Annotated in this window: 14 protein-coding genes and 1 tRNA gene; 4 read left to right on the top strand and 11 right to left on the bottom strand. The window is 72.2% G+C overall.

The window, feature by feature from the left end; translation table 11 throughout:
- Positions 1-68 precede the first annotated feature (68 nt).
- From B082_RS0107415 to B082_RS0107400, 4 genes are all read left to right on the top strand, one after another.
- The gene (locus tag B082_RS0107415) at positions 69-1,571 is read left to right on the top strand and encodes a glycoside hydrolase family 43 protein (RefSeq protein WP_018551177.1); all 1,503 of its coding nucleotides are present in this window, start codon (positions 69-71) and stop codon (positions 1,569-1,571) included.
- Between the two features lie 66 nt (positions 1,572-1,637).
- Positions 1,638-1,919 carry a hypothetical protein gene (locus B082_RS0107410; protein WP_018551176.1) on the top strand — a complete coding sequence of 94 codons (282 nt, stop codon included), beginning with the start codon at positions 1,638-1,640 and terminating at the stop codon, positions 1,917-1,919.
- A 77-nt stretch (positions 1,920-1,996) separates the two neighbouring features.
- Positions 1,997-2,557, top strand: a complete 561-nt coding sequence (locus B082_RS0107405) for a CGNR zinc finger domain-containing protein (protein WP_018551175.1) — start codon at positions 1,997-1,999, stop codon at positions 2,555-2,557.
- 100 nt (positions 2,558-2,657) lie between these two features.
- Complete coding sequence (locus B082_RS0107400; protein ID WP_026249526.1) at positions 2,658-3,491, top strand: alpha/beta fold hydrolase; 834 nt, start codon at positions 2,658-2,660, stop codon at positions 3,489-3,491.
- 104 nt (positions 3,492-3,595) lie between these two features.
- Here the strand turns inward: B082_RS0107400 and B082_RS0107395 are convergent.
- The 11 genes from B082_RS0107395 to B082_RS0107345 all read right to left on the bottom strand — a co-directional run bounded on the left by B082_RS0107395 (position 3,596) and on the right by B082_RS0107345 (position 20,100).
- Positions 3,596-3,669: transfer RNA gene (locus B082_RS0107395), tRNA-Thr, on the bottom strand.
- Positions 3,670-3,786: 117 nt separating this feature from the next.
- Positions 3,787-5,337, bottom strand: coding sequence for an alpha/beta hydrolase (locus B082_RS0107390; protein WP_026249525.1), 1,551 nt, complete (start codon positions 5,335-5,337; stop codon positions 3,787-3,789).
- Between the two features lie 107 nt (positions 5,338-5,444).
- Positions 5,445-6,650, bottom strand: a complete 1,206-nt coding sequence (locus B082_RS0107385) for a DNA polymerase III subunit delta' (RefSeq protein WP_018551172.1) — start codon at positions 6,648-6,650, stop codon at positions 5,445-5,447.
- Positions 6,651-7,119: 469 nt separating this feature from the next.
- Entirely contained in the window at positions 7,120-10,386 is a 3,267-nt protein-coding gene (tmk, locus tag B082_RS0107380) for a dTMP kinase (RefSeq protein ID WP_199783771.1), read from the bottom strand.
- A 425-nt stretch (positions 10,387-10,811) separates the two neighbouring features.
- Positions 10,812-13,661 carry a type I DNA topoisomerase gene (gene topA, locus B082_RS0107375; RefSeq protein ID WP_018551170.1) on the bottom strand — a complete coding sequence of 950 codons (2,850 nt, stop codon included), beginning with the start codon at positions 13,659-13,661 and terminating at the stop codon, positions 10,812-10,814.
- Positions 13,662-13,994: 333 nt separating this feature from the next.
- Positions 13,995-14,192: a hypothetical protein gene (locus B082_RS0107370; protein WP_018551169.1), complete on the bottom strand. Its 198-nt coding sequence runs from the start codon at positions 14,190-14,192 to the stop codon at positions 13,995-13,997.
- A gap of 180 nt (positions 14,193-14,372) precedes the next feature.
- Positions 14,373-15,026, bottom strand: a complete 654-nt coding sequence (locus B082_RS35795; RefSeq protein ID WP_018551168.1) for an ABC transporter permease — start codon at positions 15,024-15,026, stop codon at positions 14,373-14,375.
- 363 nt (positions 15,027-15,389) lie between these two features.
- Positions 15,390-16,181, bottom strand: coding sequence for an ABC transporter permease (locus B082_RS0107360; RefSeq protein WP_018551167.1), 792 nt, complete (start codon positions 16,179-16,181; stop codon positions 15,390-15,392).
- Positions 16,178-17,446, bottom strand: a complete 1,269-nt coding sequence (locus B082_RS35790; protein WP_018551166.1) for an ABC transporter ATP-binding protein — start codon at positions 17,444-17,446, stop codon at positions 16,178-16,180. The genes B082_RS0107360 and B082_RS35790 overlap by 4 nt, the downstream gene beginning before the upstream one ends.
- A 99-nt stretch (positions 17,447-17,545) precedes the next feature.
- Complete coding sequence (locus B082_RS0107350; RefSeq protein ID WP_018551165.1) at positions 17,546-18,553, bottom strand: ArsR/SmtB family transcription factor; 1,008 nt, start codon at positions 18,551-18,553, stop codon at positions 17,546-17,548.
- Positions 18,550-20,100: a N5-glutamine methyltransferase family protein gene (locus B082_RS0107345; RefSeq protein WP_018551164.1), complete on the bottom strand. Its 1,551-nt coding sequence runs from the start codon at positions 20,098-20,100 to the stop codon at positions 18,550-18,552. Before B082_RS0107345 ends, B082_RS0107350 begins: the two co-directional genes overlap by 4 nt.
- Positions 20,101-20,184: the final 84 nt, after the last annotated feature.

Below are 20,184 nucleotides of genomic sequence, written 5' to 3'. Positions count from 1 at the left end.
GCAACGCTCGGCCGCTCGCCTCCTCCTCCGGCAGCACGCGCTCGACGTACAGGAACGGATGTCATGCCATGCCACCAGTCCGAGACGAGACGAGCACGACGGTCAGCAACCCCGTCATCCCCGGGTTCCACCCCGATCCCAGCGTCTGCCGCGTGGGCGAGGACTACTACCTGGCGTGCTCCAGCTTCGAGTACTTCCCCGGCGTCCCCCTCTTCCACAGCCGCGACCTGGTCAACTGGACGCAGATCGGCAACGTCCTGGACCGGCCCGAGCAGCTGCACCTGCCGGCGGACACCCGGTCGTCCGGCGGCATCTACGCGCCGACGCTCCGCCACCACGACGGCCGCTTCTGGCTGATCGTCACCAACGTCGTCGTAGGCAACCTGCTGTTCACGGCCACGGACCCGGCCGGCCCCTGGTCCGATCCGGTCCCGCTGCCCGGCGTCCCGGGCATCGATCCGGACCTGGCCTGGGACGAGGACGGCACCTGCTGGTGCACCGTGGCGGGGGTCTCCCAGGTCCGCATCGACCCGCGGACCGGCCAGACGCTGGGCGAACCCCGCCGCATCTGGTCCGGGACACCGGGCTCGAAGGCCCCGGAGGCGCCGCACCTGTACCGGATCGGGGACCACTGGTACCTGCTCATCGCCGAAGGCGGCACCGAACGCGGCCACGGCGTCTCGATCGCGCGCGGCCCCTCACCGTCCGGCCCGTTCGAGCCGTGCCCGGACAACCCGGTCCTCACCCACCGCGGCCGCGAACACCCCATCCAGAACACCGGCCACGGCGACCTGGTGCAGGGCCCCGACGGCTCGTGGTGGCTGGTACTGCTCGGCGTGCGTCCGGGCGGCGGCTCCCCCGGCTGGCACGTGCTCGGCCGGGAGACCTTCCTGGCCCCGGTGACCTGGGTGGACGGCTGGCCCGTCGTCGGCGAGCTGTCCCCGGACCTGCCGGCGCCCCCGTGGCCGCTGGTCCCCGCGCCCGCCGCCCCCGCCCGGGACGACTTCGACCTCGCCGAGCCGTACCCGTACTGGATCTCGCCCCGCCGCTCGACGGCCGGCCGGTGCGGTACGAAGGAGCGCCCCGGCTGGCTGACGCTGCACGGCCGGGGCGGCACCCTGGACGACCCGGACGCGGTGTTCGTCGGCCGCCGCCAGCAGCACCTGTCGTGCCGGGCCCGCACCCTGGCCGACGCGGCGGACGGCTGCGGCGGCCTCGCGGTCCGGCTGGACGAACTGCACCACTACGCGATCGAGACGGGCGGCGGCGAGGTCCGCCTGATCGCCCGCATCGGCCCCCTGCGCACCGTGGTCGCCTCCCACCCCGCCCCGCCCGGCCCCCTGGTCCTCGGCATCGACGTGACCCGTACCGAACCGCCCCACGGCCCCTGCACCGGACCGGACACGGTGGCCCTGGGCTTCGAGGAACCGGACGGCACCTTCACCACGCTCGGCACCCTGGACGGCCGTTACCTCTCCACCGAGGTCACCGGCGGCTTCACCGGCCGCGTCATCGGCCTGTACGCCGCGAGCGGCACCGTCCACTTCGACTGGTTCGGCTACACCGCTTGAGCGGTCGCTCACACGGGGACCCGGAGGTCGCCCACCACACGCCCGAAGACGACGTCCGCGAAGTGGATGCCGAAGCCGACGGTCCCGGGGCGGCGGCCGAGGCGAGCGACGCCGACGGGCAGCGGCGTCGGGACGGCGGCCGAGGCGGGCGAGGCCGACGGGCAGCCGGCCGCCGTGCACCGCGCCGGGTGCGGGGTCGGACGGGTCGTCGGGTACCGGACCGGGGCCGAAGCCCGCGTCGATGAGCAGGGCCTCGGGGCCCAGCCCGACGAGGAGACCGGTGTTGGCAACAAACCTCGCGGTGTCGTCGAGATGAGCGTACGCACCCTCCAGGCCGTAACGGGTTAGAATACAAACGCGTTACAGTGACTTCATGGATCGATCCCCACTCGGATCCGGTGAACGAGGCGAGGAAAGGACAAACCGTGAGCGGCACGGCGATCCGTCCGGGCTTCCACCCGGCGCAGCGGCTGGTCGACCTGGCGAATGCCCTGCGCGGGGACCCGGCACTGCCTCGTGAGGCTCTGGCCGAATTGCTGGCCCGGCACGGGGAGCGCCCGGAGGATCTCACGGCGACGGCGTTCTCCACGGCCGACGCCGAGCGGCTCAGGGCCGCCGTCCTACGAGTCGCCCGCATCCTGACCCTGACCGACACGGACCGGGCCGCCCTCACCGTCAACGAGTTGCTGGCCGGCTCCGACGCCCGCCCGCGGCTCTCCCGCCACGACGGACACTCCTGGCACCTGCACCTCGACCGGGGCGAGGATTCCGGCTGGGACGACTGGTTCACCGCTTCGAGCGCCTTGGCCCTCGCGCAGATCATCAGTGAGAACGGCCGCGCGACCTGGGGCGAATGCGCCGCGCCCAACTGCGCGAACCTCTACCTGGGCACCGGACCGGGCGCGGCACAGCGCTACTGCTCGACCACCTGCGCGTCACGCACACGGGTGGCGGCACACCGCCGCCGCAAGCGGGATTCCCCATAACAACGCACCGAACCACGCGCACCGCCCCACTGCTCCCGACTGCCGGAATGTCCGCCCTGCCGAGATGCGAGCACTCGGACGAATGAAGGATCAGAAAGCCGTGACCGACTGGAAGTTGACCAAGTCATTTCGTAGCGACATCGGCGAGGTGCGCTGGGACCGGCTGGGCCCGGAGCACGGGATTCCGGTGGTACTGCTGCACGGCACCCCGTTCTCCTCCTTCGTCTGGCGCGACATCGCGCGGGCCCTGTCCCACCAACACCCCGTGTACGTCTGGGACATGCCCGGCTACGGGACATCGGAGCAGTACGAGGGCCAGAACGTCTCACTGGCCGCGCAGAGCCAGGTGTTCACCGGACTGATGGAGCATTGGGGGCTCGACGCGCCTACGGTGGTCGCCCATGACTTCGGCGGGGCCGTCGCCCTGCGCGCCCATCTGCTGCACGACGTCCCCTACGGGGGGCTGGCACTCGTCGACCCGGTCGCACTGGCACCATGGGGCTCGCCGTTCTTCCGGCTGGTCGGCCGGCACGCCGACGTGTTCGAACAGCTCCCGCCGGCCCTGCACGCCGCTCTACTGCGGGAGTACCTGAGCTCGGCCAGCAGCCGTGGCCTGCACCCCGCCACGGCCGAACTGCTGGCGGCCCCCTGGCTGACCGAAGTGGGCCAGGCCGCCTTCTACCGGCAGATCGCCCAGGCCGACCAGCGGTACACGGACGAGGTCCAGCCGCTGTACCCGAACGTCGAGATCCCGGTTATGGTCTGCTGGGGCGAGAACGACACCTGGATCCCGGTGACCAAGGCATACGAACTGGCCGACGCGCTGCCCGGCGCCCGACTGCGCACCATTCCCGACGCCGGCCACCTCGTCCAGGAGGACGCCCCGGCGGAACTGCTGTCCGCCCTGTGGGAATTCCTCCACGACATGCCCTGAGGCCCCTGCCACACCGCGAAACCGGGGAACCCCACCCTTCCCCGACCACATCGACCGAACGCGAAAACCCCAGGTCACGAGGTGTGTGACCTGGGGTTCAACTGAGCCGCCTTCGGGATTCGAACCCGAGACCTACGCATTACGAGTGCGTTGCTCTGGCCAACTGAGCTAAGGCGGCGCGCCCTGTTCGCACCATGATGCGATCAGCAGCGGAGCCAAGTCTACACAGTTTCCCGGGGTGCTCCGCACCAGCCCTCAGCGGTGGCGTAGGCGCAGGTCAGGGGCCCGATGGGGGTCAGGAGCACTTCTTGCCGGCCGGCGGCGGGGTGCCCTCCAGGAGGTACGTGTTGATGGCCGTGTCGATGCAGTCGCTGCCCCGGCCGTACGCGGTGTGGCCGTCGCCCTCGTAGGTGAGGAGGGTGCCGGAGGAGAGCTGGTCGGCCAGGGACTCGGCCCAGTGGTACGGGGTCGCCGGGTCGCGGGTGGTGCCGACCACGACGATGGGGGCGGCGCCCTCGGCCTCGATGCGGTGGGCGGTGCCGGTGGCGGGGACGGGCCAGTAGGCGCAGTTCAGGGCCGCCCAGGCGAAGCCCTCGCCGAAGACCGGGGAGGCCTCCTCGAAGGAGGGGAGGGCCTTGGTGACGTCCTGGGGGGTGGCGAAGGCGGGCGGGAGGTCGAGGCAGTTCACCGCGGCGTTGGCGTACATCAGGTTGGCGTACTCACCGCTCGGCTCGCGTTCGTAGTAGCTGTCCGCCAGGGCGAGCAGGCCGGAGCCGTCGCCCGCGTCGGCCGCGGTCAGGGCCTCGCGGAGCTGGGGCCAGGCCGACTCGTCGTACATGGCTGCGATGACGCCCGTGGTAGCGAGGGACTCACCGAGGTCGCGGGACTCACCCGTGGGGATCGGCTTGGCGTCCAGCTCCGTGAACAGCTTCTTCAGCCGGGTCGCCGCTTCGTCGGCGGACGTGGTGCCGAGCGGGCAGTCCGACTTCCGCACGCAGTCCTGCGCGAAGGACTGGAACGCCGTCTCGAACCCCGCCGTCTGGTCCCGGTTCAGCTCGATGGACGAGAGCGAGGGGTCCATCGCCCCGTCGAGGACCAGGCGGCCGGTCCGGCCGGGGAACAGCTCCGCGTACGTCGCGCCCAGGAACGTCCCGTACGACGCCCCGACGTAGTTCAGGTGCTCGTCCCCGAGCAGGGCGCGCAGCATGTCCATGTCCCGGGCCGTCTCCTCCGTCGAGACGTGCGGCAGGACCTCACCGGAACGCTTCTCGCAACCCGTGGCGAACTTCTTGAAGGCCCCGCTCAACTTTGTGACCTCGGCGTCGTCGTCCGGTGTCTGGTCGACCTGCGTATAGGCGTCCATCTGCGGACCGGTCAGGCATTCGACGGGCTCGCTGCGCGCCACGCCGCGCGGGTCGATGGCCACCATGTCGTAGCGGGCGCGCACCTGGGCGGGATAGCCGATCGCCGCATAGCCCTGGAGATAGCCGATGGCCGATCCGCCGGGGCCGCCCGGGTTCACCAGGAGTGAGCCGATCCGCTTGCCGGGGCCGGTCGCCTTCTTCCGCGAGACGGCCAGCTTGATCTCCCCGCCGTCCGGCTTCGCGTAGTCGAGCGGCGCCTTCATCGTCGTGCACTGGAATCCGCTCACCCCGCAGTCCCGCCAGCTGAGGTGCTGGGCGTAGTACGACTTCAGGGCCGCCGGCACGGGCGAGGGGGAGACGGAGGCCGCCTGCGCGGGGGACGAGGCACCTGATGACGAGCTTCCACTACTGCACCCGGAGATGAGCAGGCCGGCAGTGCCGAGCGCGAGGGCGAGAGTGCGGAACGGGCGCCTGGTGTGCATGCCCGGAGCGTAGCCGCCGCTCCGCCGTCCGCCCGATTCCACGCTCTTTCGGGTGATTCGACGGCAGATCGGACGGGAGTGGAGTGGCCCCCCGCTCCGTCCCTGCCTCAGCCCGCGCGCAGGGCCATCGTCATCGCCTCCACCGCCAGCAGCGGTGCCACATTGCGGTCCAGGGCCCGGCGGCAGGCGGACACCGCCTCGATCCGGCGCAGCGTGCGCTCGGGCGTGGACGAGCGGGCGACCCGGTCCAGGGAGTCCTGGGCGTCGGCGTTGGCTATGGCGATCCGCGAGCCGAACTGCAGGGCGAGCACGTCACGGTAGAAGCCGGTCAGCTCGGTGAGCGCCAGATCGAGACTGTCGCGCTGGGTACGGGTCTTGCGGCGCTTCTGCTTGTCCTCCAGCTCCTTCATCACCCCCGCCGTACCGCGCGGCATGCGGCCACCCGCGACGGCGCCCAGCGCCGCCTTCATGTCCTCCGTCTCCTTCGCATCGGTCTCCTCGGACGCCTGCTTCGCATCGTCGGTCGCCGTGTCGATGAGCTCCTGCGCCGCCTTGAGGCAGCCCCCGATGTCCTCGACACGCAGCGGAAGCTTCAGCACGGCGGCCCGGCGCGCCCTGGCCCGTTCGTCGGTGGCGAGGCGGCGCGCCCTGCCGATGTGCCCCTGCGTGGCGCGGGCGGCGGCCTCGGCCCGCTCCGGATCGATGCCGTCCCGCCGGATCAGGACATCGGCGACCGCGTCGACCGGCGGCGTACGCAGCGTGAGGTGGCGGCACCGGGAGCGGATCGTCGGCAGCACATCCTCCAGCGAGGGCGCGCACAGCAGCCACACCGTGCGCGGCGCGGGTTCCTCGACCGCCTTCAGGAGGACGTTGCCCGCGCCCTCGGTGAGGCGGTCGGCGTCCTCCAGGACGATGACCTGCCAGCGCCCGACGGCCGGCGAGAGCTGGGCGCGGCGCACCAGCTCACGGGTCTCCTTCACACCGATGGAGAGCAGGTCGGTACGGATCACGTCGACATCGGCGTGCGTACCGATGAGGGCGGTGTGGCAGCCGTCGCAGAAGCCGCAGCCGGGCGCCCCGCCCAGGGCGCGGTCCGGGCTGGTGCACTGGAGGGCGGCGGCGAAGGCGCGGGCGGCGGTGGAACGCCCGGAGCCCGGCGGGCCGGTGAACAGCCAGGCGTGCGTCATCTTCGAGCCGGTCTCCACCGTCTCCCCCGCGGCGTCGGCGGTGACCAGCGTGTCGGCATCCCGGGCGGCGGCGCCCAGCTGTTCCTGCACCCGGTCCTGGCCGACCAGGTCGTCCCATACGGACATGGGGCACCGCCCTTCAGATATCTGCGGGCGCGCCACCGCCCGTGGGGCAGCGGCGGCGCGACCACGTATGGCTCTCGTCGATCCGGCTTCCATTGTGGAGGACGGGTCTGACAACGCGTGCGGGGACGGGCCCGAAAAGGCGGACGCCGGTGGCCCCACCCCCGTTCGCGGGGCGGAACCACCGGCGCATCCGGCATCCCGAAATCTGAACCCGAGCCCGAGCCCGAACGTGAACCTGAACCCAAGCCTGTAGCCGAACCCGTACCCGGACTCGGGGCCGTACCCGGACTCGGGGCCGTACCCGGACTCCCGGATCCAGCACCACAGCCGTACCGGACTCCGGACTCCGGACTCCCGACCCCGGACTTCGGTCAGCGACCCAGCCGCTCAACGGTCAATAGCTCAGTGGCAGTGGCTCAGTGGCTCAGTAGCTCGTAGCTCGTAGCTCGTAGCTCAACGACTCAACCGCTCAGCGCCGCGGCCGTCGTCCCCGGCCGCCCGAGGGCTCCGGGCCCTCGTCGTCATGACCGCCCAGCAGTTCGTCGGCCAGGCTGGGCAGGTCGTCCAGCGGGGTCTCCTCCGCCCAGTCGGGGCGGGGGCGCCGGGTCCGGCGGGAACGGGGCTGCTGGTCCTCGGCCTGCCGCGGTTCCGCATGCGGGTCGGTGATCTGCGGCAGCTCGCGGGTGCGCTCGTTCTCGCCCTCCGCGGGGCCGGCCGGGCGCTCGTCCCGGAAGATGCCGCGCGGTACCCGGTCGGCGGGGTCGGACGCCCGTGCGCCGCCGCGGCCGGAGCCCCGGCCCGTACCCGGTCCGGAGTCCTCGCCCGCGTCCCGCACCGCCGGGAGCACCGTCGTCTCGTCGGCGGAACCGGGAGCCTCGGGCGCGTCCGAGAACTTCGGAAGCATCGTCGTCTCGGCCTCGTCGGACGGCCGGTCCACCGGAGAGGCCACCGGCTGGGTGACCTCGTTCGGGTTGACGATCGGGGTGGGCACCGTCAGCTCGTTGTCGGGCCCGGACGGCGAGGAGTCCCGGGAGTTCCGCTCATCGGCCTCCTGCCGCAGCCGGGCCGCCTCCGCCTCCTGAGCGGCCTGGACACGAGCCCGCTCCGCAGCGGCCTCCGCCTCCGCTTCCGCCTGCCGGCGTGCGGCTTCGGCACGCAGCAGGGCCTCCTCGGCCTTGCGCTGCTTCTCCAGCCGCTTGGCCTCGGCCTCCGCCCGCAGCCGGGCGTCTTCCTCCGCCTGGCGGCGCAGCCGGGCCTGTTCGGCCTCGTAGGCGGCTTCCTCGGCCTCGCGGCGGGCCCGCTCCTCCTCGGCGACCCGGCGGGCCTCCTCGGCACGCTGCCGGGCTTCCTCCTCGGCGACCCGGCGGGCTTCCTCCGCACGCTGCCGGGCCTCCTCCGCCTGGCGTTCGGCCTCCCGGCGGCGCGCTTCCTCCTCCTCGCGGCGCTTGCGCTCCTCCTCCTCGGCACGGAGCTTGGCGAGCTGCTCCTGCCGTTCGCGCTCCAGGCGCTCCTCCTCCGCCTTGCGCGCGGCCTCCTCCTCGGCGCGGCGCCTGGCCTCCTCCTCGGCGGCCTTGCGGGCCTCCTCACGGGCCTTGATCTCGGCCTCGGAGAGCGGCAGCAACTGGTCGAGCCGGTGGCGTACGACGGTGGTGACCGACTCGGGGTCCTGGCCGGCGTCCACCACGAGGTAGCGCGTCGGGTCGGCGGCGGCCAGGGTCAGGAAGCCGGAGCGCACGCGGGCGTGGAACTCGGGCGGCTCGGACTCCAGCCGGTCGGGTGCCTCGGTGAACCGCTCCCTGGCGGTCTCCGGGGCGACGTCCAGGAGCACCGTCAGGTGCGGGACGAGTCCGCCCGTGGCCCAGCGCGAGATCCGGGCGATCTCGGTCGGCGCCAGATCGCGGCCCGCGCCCTGGTAGGCGACGGACGAGTCGATGTAGCGGTCGGAGATGACGATCGCGCCGCGCTCCAGAGCCGGGCGGACGACCGAGTCGACGTGCTCGGCGCGGTCGGCGGCGTACAGCAGGGCCTCGGCCCGGTTGGAGAGCCCGGCCGACGACACGTCGAGCAGGATGGAGCGCAGCCGCTTGCCGATGGGGGTCGCGCCCGGCTCACGGGTGACGACGACCTCGTGGCCCTTGGCCCGGATCCACTCGGCGAGCGCCTCGACCTGGGTGGACTTGCCCGCTCCGTCGCCGCCCTCCAGGGCGAGGAAGAAGCCGGTCGCGGCGGGTGCGACCGCCGGGTCGCCGCCGCGCAGTGCCTCGCGCAGGTCACGCCGCAGCGGTACGCCGGAGCGGTCGTCGGTCTTGGCGAGGACGATCGCGGCGACCGGCAGCAGCAGGGCGCCGACCAGCATCAGCGTGAACGCCGCGCCGCCGTGGGCGAAGACGAAGTCGCCCACGGTCAGCCGGTGGGTGCCGATGGCCGCGGCCACCAGGGGGCCGCCGACCGCACCGAGTGCTATCAGGACGCGGACGACGGCCTGGAGGTGTTCGGCGGTCCTGGTACGGCGGGTCTCCTCGGTCTCCTGGTCGACGAGGACATGACCGGTGTTCGCGGCGACGCCCGCCGCGTACCCGGCGAGTACGGCGAGCAGGACGACGGTCGCGGTGTCGGGCACCAGGCCCATCGCCAGGAGGGCGATGCCCGTGACGGCGGTGGCCAGTGAGAGCAGCCGCCGCCGCGACAGGGTCGGCAGCACCTTCTGCGCGGTACGGATACCGACTCCGGTACCGCCGGTCAGGGCGAGGATCAGCAGGGCCAGGGTGACGGGACCGCCGCCGAGATCGGTGGCGTGCAGCACGGCGACCGCGGCCGCTGCGGCGATGACTCCGGCGACGGCCGCGCAGGTGGCGACGATCAGCGGAATGGCTCCGGTACGGCCCTTGTCCGGGCCGTTCCCCGCGGCGGGCCGCCGCAATCCCTCCAGCGGCGAGCGCGGGCGGGGCGTCTGCCTACCGGGCAGTTCCAGGAAGTACAGGGTGGAGATGGAGGCGGAGAACAGACCGGCAGCGACGTACGAGCCGAGGGCCGCCTGGTGGAAGGAGAACCAGTCGAGCCCTGAGCCCAGCAGATTGCCGATGACCGTGGCGACCAGCAGAACGGCCGCGGCCAGGGGAATGGCCGCGAAGTCCGTACGCAGGGAGAGCCGGCGCAGTGCGCCGAGGTGGTCCGGCAGCGGGCGCACGGCGGCACCCTCGATCGGCGGGGCGGGCAGCAGCGCGGGGGCCGCGCTCTCCTTGGCGATCGTCCACAGGCGTTCGGCGGCCCCCGTCACGAAGACGGTGACCAGGATCATCGTGAGCGCGTTGGCGGGCGTCCAGTCGATCCACAGGGGCGCGACGACCAGCAGCGCGAGCCGCAGCCCGTCGGCCCCGATCATCAGCCATCGCCGGTCGAGCGGCCCGCCGGGTGCGGTCAGGGACGTCAAAGGCCCCAGAAGTACGGCTCCGAAGAGCAAGGTGGAAATAATCCGGGCCCCGAACACGGCGGCGACGGCGAAGGCCGCCCCGCGGTATCCGGACCCGAATGAGCCCTCAAGGACCGCCGCTTGCAGCGACAGCAACACCAGCACGAGAAGGGCGAGTGCATCGCCGGTACTGCCGACGAGCTGGGCGCTCCACAACCGCTTCAGCGGGGGAACACGCAACAAGGCTCGTACGGCGCGCTCGCGTGAGTCTGCGGCAAGTGTGTCGGAGGTGGGGCTCACGACCGTAGGCTGCTCGGCTCGCGTCATCCGCCCAGCCTATCGGGACGCTCCCCCCGCTCGCGTCCCGCATCCGAACATACGCCCGCAACACCCCCGGAACCCGAGCCCCCACCGACGTTTGCCACCTGGCCCCCCGGGCAGAGCCTCACCCTCCAGCCCCCGCCGCTCCAACCCCACCAACCGCGCCGCCAGCCACTCCGGCCACTCCGGCCGGCCATCCCAGCCCCGCCGGCGTTTGAAGCACGGGGCCCGGGACAGAACCCCGCGCACCCCCAGCCCCGCCGGCGTTTGAGGCGCGGGGTCCGGGGCAAAGCCCCGCACGGGCCCCGGGGCAGAGCCCCGGTTTCGGGAAGGGGCGGGGAGGGGAAGCCCGCCGCAGGCGCCCACCCCCGACGCCGCACCCAGCGGACACGCACCCCCAACCGCCCCACCCACCGAAGGCCCCCGCGACCTCAGTCCTCCGAAGCCGCACCCTTCTTCACAGCCCCAGCCGTCTTCTTCACGGCCGCCTTCTTCACCGCGGACTTCGCCGTCGTCTTCTTCGCCGCGGTCTTCTTCGCAGCCCCCGCGGCCTTCTTCGCAGGCGCCTTCTTGGCCGCGGCCTTCTTCGCTGTCTTCTTCTTCGCCGGCCCCTTGGCCCGCTTCTCGGCGAGGAGCTCGTAGCCCCGCTCAGGGGTGATGTCCTCGACGCTGTCACCGGTGCGCAGCGTCGCGTTCGTCTCCCCATCGGTGACGTACGCCCCGAAACGGCCGTCCTTCACGACGACCGGCGCCCCGCTCACCGGGTCGGTGCCCAGCTCCTTCAGCGGCGGCTTGGCCGCGGCCCGGCCCCGCTGCTTCGGCTGCGCGTAGATCGCGAGCGCCTCTTCGAGCGTGATGTCGAAGAGCTGGTCCTCGGAGGTGAGCGACCGCGAGTCCGTGCCCTTCTTCAGGTACGGGCCGTAGCGGCCGTTCTGCGCGGTGATCTCGACACCTTCGGCGTCCTCGCCGACCACCCGCGGCAGCGACATCAGCTTGAGCGCGTCGGCCAACGTCACCGTGTCCAGCGACATCGACTTGAACAACGACGCCGTCCGCGGCTTCACCGCGTTCTTGCCGGTCTTCGGCGTGCCCTCGGGCAGCACCTCGGTGACGTACGGCCCGTAGCGCCCGTCCTTGGCGATGATCTGGTTCCCGCTCACCGGGTCCGCGCCGAGTTCGAAGTCGCCGCTCGGCTTGGCCAGCAGCTCCTCCGCGTACTCGACGGACAGCTCGTCGGGGGCCAGGTCCTCGGGGACGTCCGCGCGCTGGTGGCCCTCGGCGTCCTTCTCGCCCCGCTCGATGTACGGGCCGTAACGCCCGACGCGAAGCTTGATGTCGTTGCCGACGGGGAACGAGGAGATCTCCCGGGCGTCGATCGCACCGAGGTCGGTGACGAGCTCCTTGAGCCCGCCGAGGTGGTCGCCGTCGCCGTTGCCCGCGTCGGAAGCCGCTCCGGCACCGGCCGATTCGTCCCCCTCCTGCGCACCGAAGTAGAACCGCTTCAGCCACGGCACGGACTGGGCCTCACCCCGTGCGATGCGGTCGAGGTCGTCCTCCATGCGGGCCGTGAAATCGTAGTCCACGAGCCGGCCGAAGTGCTTCTCCAGCAGGTTGACCACGGCGAACGAGAGGAACGACGGCACGAGGGCCGTGCCCTTCTTGAACACGTAGCCGCGGTCGAGGATCGTCCCGATGATCGAGGCGTACGTCGACGGGCGGCCGATCTCGCGCTCTTCCAGCTCCTTGACCAGCGAGGCCTCGGTGTAACGGGCCGGCGGCTTGGTCGCGTGGCCGTCGACCGAGATCTCGTCGGCGGACAGCGCGTCGCCCTCGGCGACCTGCGGCAGCCGCCGCTCGCGGTCGTCCAGCTCGGCGTTCGGGTCGTCGGCGCCCTCGACGTACGCCTTCATGAAGCCGTGGAACGTGATCGTCTTGCCGGACGCGGAGAACTCGGCGTCCCGGCCGTCGCTCGCCCGGCCGCCGATCTTGACGGTGACGGAGTTGCCGACCGCGTCCTTCATCTGGGAGGCGACGGTCCGCTTCCAGATCAGTTCGTAGAGCCGGAACTGGTCGCCGGTGAGACCGGTCTCGGCCGGGGTACGGAAGCGGTCGCCGGAGGGGCGGATCGCCTCGTGCGCCTCCTGCGCGTTCTTGACCTTGCCGGCGTACGTGCGCGGCTTGTCGGGCAGGTAGTTCGCCCCGTACAGCTGCGTCACCTGGGCTCGGGCCGCGGAGATCGCGGTGTCCGACAGGGTCGTGGAGTCGGTACGCATATAAGTGATGAAGCCGTTCTCGTACAGCTTCTGCGCGACCTGCATGGTGGCCTTCGCCCCGAAGCCCAGCTTCCGGCTCGCCTCCTGCTGGAGGGTCGTCGTACGGAAGGGGGCGTACGGGGAACGGCGGTACGGCTTCGACTCGACGGACCGCACGGCGAACGCGGAATCGGCGAGCGCGGCGGCCAGCGCGCGGGCGTTCGCCTCGTCCAGGTGCAGCGTCTGGCCCGAGGCGGACTTGAGCTGCCCGTCCGGACCGAAGTCACGGCCCTGCGCGATGCGGCGCCCGTCGACCGCACTGAGGCGGGCGGTGAGCGTCGAGGGGTCGGAGGCGTCACCGGTCCGCCCGGTGGCGAAGGTGCCGGTCAGGTCCCAGTACTCGGCGGAGCGGAAGGCGATGCGCTCGCGCTCCCGCTCGACGACGAGGCGGGTGGCGACGGACTGGACGCGGCCGGCCGACAGCCGCGGCATGACCTTCTTCCACAGAACCGGCGAGACCTCGTAGCCGTAGAGGCGGTCGAGGATGCGGCGGGTCTCCTGGGCGTCGACCATGCGCTGGTTCAGCTCGCGCGGGTTGGCGACGGCGGCCCGGATCGCGTCCTTGGTGATCTCGTGGAAGACCATCCGGTGGACCGGGACCTTGGGCTTGAGCACTTCCTGGAGGTGCCACGCGATGGCTTCGCCCTCGCGGTCCTCATCGGTGGCGAGGAAGAGTTCGTCGGACTCGGCCAGCAGCTGCTTCAGCTTCCTGACCTGGGCCTTCTTGTCGGCGTTGACGACGTAGATCGGCTGGAAGTCGTGCTCGACGTCCACGCCGAGCCGGCGCACCTCGCCGGTGTACTCGTCCGGTACCTCGGCGGCGCCGTTCGGGAGGTCGCGGATGTGCCCGACGCTCGCCTCGACGACGTATCCGGGGCCGAGATAGCCCTTGATCGTCTTCGCCTTGGCAGGCGACTCGACGATGACGAGTCGGCGGCCGCCCTGTGCGGTCTCGCTGGTCGGGGACAACTTCGCTCTTCTCTCCGGTCGACGCTCGGTGGGCATCAGGGCAGCGCGAGGGGCGCTGCCGACAGTGCTGTCGCTGCGGAGTGTGACGGTACAACCCGCCCCCGTGTCAAACGGCGAAAGCCCGCAACGGCCACTCGAACGGTAACCCGACTTCCGCCATTCCTGCCGCCCGGCCCACTCGGTCCGCCATGCGCACGGCCGCTGCCTGCGGGTTTCGGCGGCGTCCTGGCCGTCCTACGTCGAGGACGAGGGGCGGACATCCCGGGCGTGTTCCCAGCGGCCGGAGGGAACATGCCGACGGGGCGCGACCGGTCGCGCGCTGCGGGCGCGGGCTCAGACGCGGCCGAGGCACCACACCCCGAGGACGAGGAAAAGTACGCCGAACACAGTGGCGAGTGCGGTGGAAACAGCGGGGCTCACCCGGTACGCCACCGGCGCGCGGTGCAGCACGCGCGCCCCCGTCCACAGCAGCAGTGCCGCACCGAACAGCACGAACGCCGTTCCGGCGAAGACAGCGGGCCCGCTCTCCATATCCGTACGCCTCCCTCTTCCCCGGCATGCCCCGGGCTACCCCCGGTTTCTCACGGAGGCTCCCACCGCACGGCGTCGCGGACGCCAACACGGGGTGAACAGCAGGGCCCGCCGACAGGGCGACAGAGGGGCAGGGCCCGGCCATGGCCGAATTCACACGCCGGCCGCCGCCCGCGTCCCTCACATCACGTCCAGCGTGGCGCGCCGCCTGCTCCCCCGTTCGAACACCGCGAGCAGTACGACGGCGAGCAGCGCGTACCCCGCACCCGTCGCGAGTTCCGCCGCGATGCCCCGGCCGTCGAGCCCGGCCCCGGCTGACAACTGACGTGCCGCGTCGGCCGCGTGAGTCAGCGGCAGTACGTCCCCGAGGGCGCGCATCCACCCCGGCAGGGTCTCCCGGGGCACGTTGGCACCGGTCAGCAGCAGGAGCGCGGAACTGGCCACGTTCGATACGAGGAAGACATCGCGGAACCGCAGCCCCAGCGCCCCCAGGGCCAGGCCGAAGGCGGAACACCCGGCGGAGGCGGCGAGCAGGACCGCGCCGAGCCCCGGAAGGGCCTCAACCGGAATGCGCAGACCAAGCAGGAGGCAGGCAGCGGAGAGCGTGAAGACACTGATGAGGAGGCCGTTCAGCACATACGGCAGCGCGCGTCCGAACCAGAGCGGAGCCCGGTTCCGCGGGCTGAGCAGCACCGCGCCCAGCGTCCCGTACCGCCGCTCGTTGGCGACGGCCATCGTGCCGCCGTAGACGCAGGCGGTCGAGGCGGAGATCACGGCGTTGCCGAGCAGATAGAACCGGTCGTCGGCGACCTGGAGCTGCCGTCCCAGGAACACGAAGCCCGATGAACATGGGCGGCGTCGTCCAGTTGAAGAGCGCCCGGTAGGAAAGGGAACCGCCGATCACGACGAGCCGCCATGCGGAAGCGAACCGGCGGTAGAGGCGCGGGGACCGGTCCGCAGGTGCGGGGCCGGGGTCCATGAACGGTGTACGGGCGGGCATGCGGGCAACTCCTGGGTGGGGCGGGAAGCGTTCGGGAAGCAGTTCGAGGAACGGTTCTGCGCGCGATCCGGCACCGGTTTCATGCGCGCCGGGCCTGGTGACCGCCGCCGGGACGTCCAGCGGTCCGGCCATGGACCGTCGTCGAGCCGTCCGGCCGGGTGTCAGACCCGGTGTCAGACCCGGTGTCAGGCCGGGTGTCAGGCCAGCGAGAGGGTCGCGGCGGCGCGGGCACGCTGTTCGACCCGCCCCAGAACGAGGACGGCGAGCAACGCGTACAACGCGCCGAGCGTCAGGGACACGCCCATGGGGACCAGCACCTCACCGGCTCCCGCGCTGCCGGAGGTCGCCGCGTGCACCGCCCGCGAGCCCCAGGTGGTGGGGAGCGCCCAGGAAAACGGACGCGTCCAGTCCGGCAGCACGGTGATGGGCACGAGCATCCCGGACAACAGCCACACGGGCGCGTCCAGCGGGTTGGCCAGCGCGTTCGCGTTGCGCAGCAGCACAAAGGTGGCGGCGAGCAGCAGCCCCATCATCCCGAGCGAGAGCACACAGACCGGGACGGCGACCAGGAAGAGCAGAGGGTGCGCGAAATCGAGCGGCACATCGAACAGCACGGCGCCCCAGATCACCGTCGCGCCCATGGCGTAGGTGCCGATGACGGCGGTGGCCAGGGTGATGGGCAGCAGAACGAGGGAGAGCGGGGTCGGCGAGGCGACGAGCGTCTCCAGTGTGCCGAGCCGGCGCTGATTCTGTACGGCTCCGCCCGACCCGAAGAGCACCGAGGACCAGATGCCCATCAGCCCGGCGCCGACGGCGGCGGTGAGCAGCCGGTCGGGGTCGTCCGCAGCGCGGAAGAGGTAGACGGAGAGGGTCGCGTACACCAGAGGCACGAGGACGGCGAAGGTGATTTCGAGCGGTGAACGGCTCATGTACGAGACGTGGGTACGCACCCCGACGAGGGTCAGGCGCAGGGCCCTGCCAACCCTCATGCCACGGCCTCCCCATCAACCCGCCCGGTCTCAGCCGCTTCCACCCGCACGTCCTCAACCGGCCCCGCGTCCACGTTCCCCGAGGCAGCCGCCCCAGAAACCGCCGCGTTCATGGGCCCGACGGGCGTGAAGCCGGCGGCCGTGGAGCCGGCGGCCGTGGGCGCGACGGGCATGGGCCCGGCGGGTACGGACCCGAAGGGCCCAGGCACGCCACCCGCTTCCGGTGCGCGGTCCGACTCGGGTGCGGCGTCCGGCCCGCGCGCCCCGCCTGTCGCGCGTGACGTGCTCGCCCCGCCCTCCGCCTCCTCGACGATCGCGATGTAGGCGTCCTCCAGCGTGGGTTCGCGGGTGACGACCCGTCCGACGCGCACGCCTTTGAGCGCGGACAGCACGTGAACGTGCAGGTCGGCGCCGCGCTCGGTCTGCACGATGACGGCCTGTCGGCTGCCTCTGTCCTCGGCGGCCACACCGTGCACGCCCGCCACGGCCCGGATCCGTTCGAGATGGTCCTCGCCCGCCCCGTACGCCTCGATCTCCAGGACGTCGCGTTCCCGCACACGGGACTTGAGTCGCTCCGGCGTGCCCAGGGCCCTGATGGTGCCGCCCGCGATGACCGCGATCCGGTCGCACAACTCATCGGCCTCCGCCATGTAGTGCGTGGTCAGGAGCACGGTGGTGCCGGAGGTCCGCAAGTCGGCGACGGTACGGCGCAGATCGCGGGCCGCCACCGGGTCCACGCCGATCGACGGCTCGTCGAGGAACAGGACATCGGGCCGGTGCAGCAGGCCGCGCGCGATGTGCAGCCGCTGCCGCATGCCCCGCGAGTACCCCTCGACGCGCTCCTTCTCCCGCCCGGCGAGGCCGACCAGATCGAGCAGTTCGGCGATCCGCCGCTTCTGGTCGCGCGGCTCGACGCCGTACAGCTCGACGAAGTAGCGCAGGTTGTCGAGGGCGGAGAGCCGGTCGTACAGGCCCCGGTCACCGCCGAAGACGTAGCCGATCCTGCGGCGTACGGCGACGGGGTCGGACGCCACGTCGTGTCCCAGCACCCGGGCCGTGCCGGAGGTGGGCAGCAGCAGGGTGTTGAGCATCTTGATGGTGGTGGTCTTGCCCGCGCCGTTGGGCCCGAGGAGGCCGAAGAGCTCACCGCGCGCCACCTCGAAGGTGACCCCGCGCACGGCTTCGGTCTCGGTGCGGCGCGGACGCAGGAAGCCGGTCCGGCTGGTGTAGGTGCGGCGCAGGTTCTTCGCCTCGATCGCAAGCATGGCGCGGACGTTAGGCCCGGCCCCGCCACTCCCGCCATCGATTCGGAACCTCCCGAATCGTCCGGCCGCCCCTTGCCGGCCTCCGCCTGTCCGCGCCCCTCAGGACACCGCGCGCAGCACGTCCTCCCCCGACAGCAGTGCGAGGAGGGCGCGGCCGGTGTCGGTGAGCTGGTAGTACACGCTGCGTCCTATTCGGTGCCGGGTGACAACATCGGCGTCGGCGAGGACGGACAAGTGCTCCGAGACCGTGCTCGGCGCGAGCCCCATCCGGTCGGCTATCCCGGCCGTGGTGAGCGGTCCCCCGAGCTGTCGCAGGACCGAGGCCCGGCCCTTTCCCAGGAGCAGCCCGAGCCGGTCACCGCTGTCGGCCCGCTCCGCCGCCCGTTCGCGCAGGGCGCCCGCGCCCCGGGCCTGGAAGGACACCGTCAGGACGTCCGGGTCGTCGGTGGAGTAGAGCCGGCAGCCCTCCGCGAAGACGAGGGGCACGAGCAGCAGCCGGCGCTCCCCCGCCCGGTACTCCGCGTCGATGTGCTTCGTCAGCTCCAGGACGGGCGGCTCCCACTTCGCCCGGCTCTCCAGCCCGGCGAAGAGCGCGTCCACCCCCTCGGTGGCGAAGGTCCGGGCCCGGATGAGCACCTCGTCCTCGACCAGGCGGCGCATGACGGGCCAGTGCGCGGCCATCGCTCCTTCCCAGTACGCGGCATACGCATCGGCGAGCGCCCCACAGGCGGCCTCGGGGTCGGCGACGTACGGGCGTACGTGCGGGTGGTCCTGGAGCCCCTCGTAGTGCCGGGCGACTCCGGCCCGTACGACGTCGGCAGGGGTGGCCCGGATCGTGTCGAGCTCCGTCTCGACGGATGACGCCCCGACCGGCCGGGGCAGCATGAAGTCCGGGAACTGGTGCGGGCCGTCGATCAGCAGCCGGAGCGCATGCGTCCGATCGTCCTCGCTCAGCACCTCGCGGGCCCGCACCACCCACTCCTCGTAGGGGCGGGAGGGGTGGCGGTGCGGCATCGCGAGATGGAGGCTGCAAAAGGCGTCCCACAGGGGGCTGATGGCGATCCGGGTCGCGCCGAGCGACGCCTCGTCCAGTTCGATCCGGATCATCCGGCCACCTGCCCGCCCGGGGGCAGCGGCTCCAGGAAGCCCTCCTCGACCAGCAGCCGAATGGCCTGGGGGGTGCGGTCGCGAAGCAGCACCGGGTCCTCGTTCATCAACTGGGCGATGGCGTCCAGGATGCGCCCGGCGGGCAGCGAGCCGTCGCACACGCCCGCGAACCCCGCGCCCACCGCGTCGACCTTCGTCGCCCGGCGCATGCCACGATTCTGACGGAGCACCACATGCTCGGGGTCCTCCGCCCCGGGGAGCCCGACCTGCTCCTGCACCACCTCGGCGGCCAGGGTGAAGTGTGCGGCCAGGAGCGCCGCGTCGTCCTGCTCCCGCAGGTAGTCCTGGCGAGCGAAGTGCGCTTCGACCACCGGGCCGAGCGGCTGTTCCACCGCGTGCGGCCACTCCTCGATCACGACGGAGGGCGCACCGGCTGCGGCCGCGGCGGACTTCCGCAGCGTGATCCAGCCGAAGCCGACGCCCTTCGCCCGGCGGGCCGCGAACTCGTCCAGCCAGGCGTCGTACCGCGCCTCGTACTCCGCCGGGTCCGTGCGATGGTCCCCGCTGTCGCGCAGCCACAGCTCGGCGTACTGCGTGACGTCCTGGACCTCGCGCTGCACGATCCAGGCGTCGCAGCCGTCCGGCACCCAGGAACGCACCCGGTCCTGCCACTCCTCGCCCTCGGTGTGCTGCCAGTTGGCCAGGAAGTGGGCGAATCCGCCCTCGTTGAGCCGGTCGCCCGTCTGCTGGACGAGGGTCCGGCACAGGTCGTCGCCGGCCATACCGCCGTCGCGGTAGGTGAGCCGCGCGCCGGGCGAGATGACGAACGGCGGGTTGGAGACGATCAGGTCGAAGGTCTCGTCGCCGACCGGCTCGTACAGTGAGCCCTCGCGGAGGTCGGCCGGGGCGGCGCCGGACAGGGCGAGGGTGAGCCGGGTGAAGGCGAGGGCGCGCGGATTGAGGTCGGTGGCCGTGACCTTCGTGGCGTGCTGGGCGGCGTGCAACGCCTGGATGCCGGAGCCCGTGCCGATATCGAGGGCGGAGGCGACGGGCCGGCGGACGGTGATCCCGGCCAGGGTGGTGGACGCCCCGCCGATACCGAGGACGACGCCCTTCTCGCGCGAGCCGATACCGCCCGCGCCTCCCACCGCGCAGCCCAGGTCGGAGACGATGAACCAGTCCTGGCCGTCCGGTCCGCCGTACGGCCGCAGGTCGACGGTCGCCCGCACATCGCCGTCCTTCTCGGTCAGCCAGCCGTCCGCCACGCACTCCGCCAGCGGGAGCACGGCGGCGGCCCGCTCCGACCGGACAGGGCGCTGGAGCAGGAAGAGCCGCACCAGCGTGTCGAGCGGCCCCTCGCCCCGCGTGGCGCGCAGCGCCGGAACCGTCTCGCTGCGGGCGAGCGCGGCATAGGCGGGCGCGCCGAGCAGGTCGAGGAGCCCATCGGCGGTGAAGGCGGCCGCGAGCAGGGCTTCGCGGAGCCGGGGCGCGTGGTCTGCCGCGGGCAGGTCTGCTGCGAAAAGGCTGGTCTTACTCACGTGACCCATTGTGAGGGGTCCCACTGACAACGGCAGCGGCCCGGCCGCCGCCCGTGCGTTCCAGGGGGTGCGCCGGGCCGCTCGGCCGAGGTG

This window comes from Streptomyces sp. ATexAB-D23 (genome assembly GCF_000373645.1).
GTDB lineage: Bacteria > Actinomycetota > Actinomycetes > Streptomycetales > Streptomycetaceae > Streptomyces > Streptomyces castrisilvae.
This window is presented reverse-complemented; position numbering and strand designations above follow the sequence as displayed.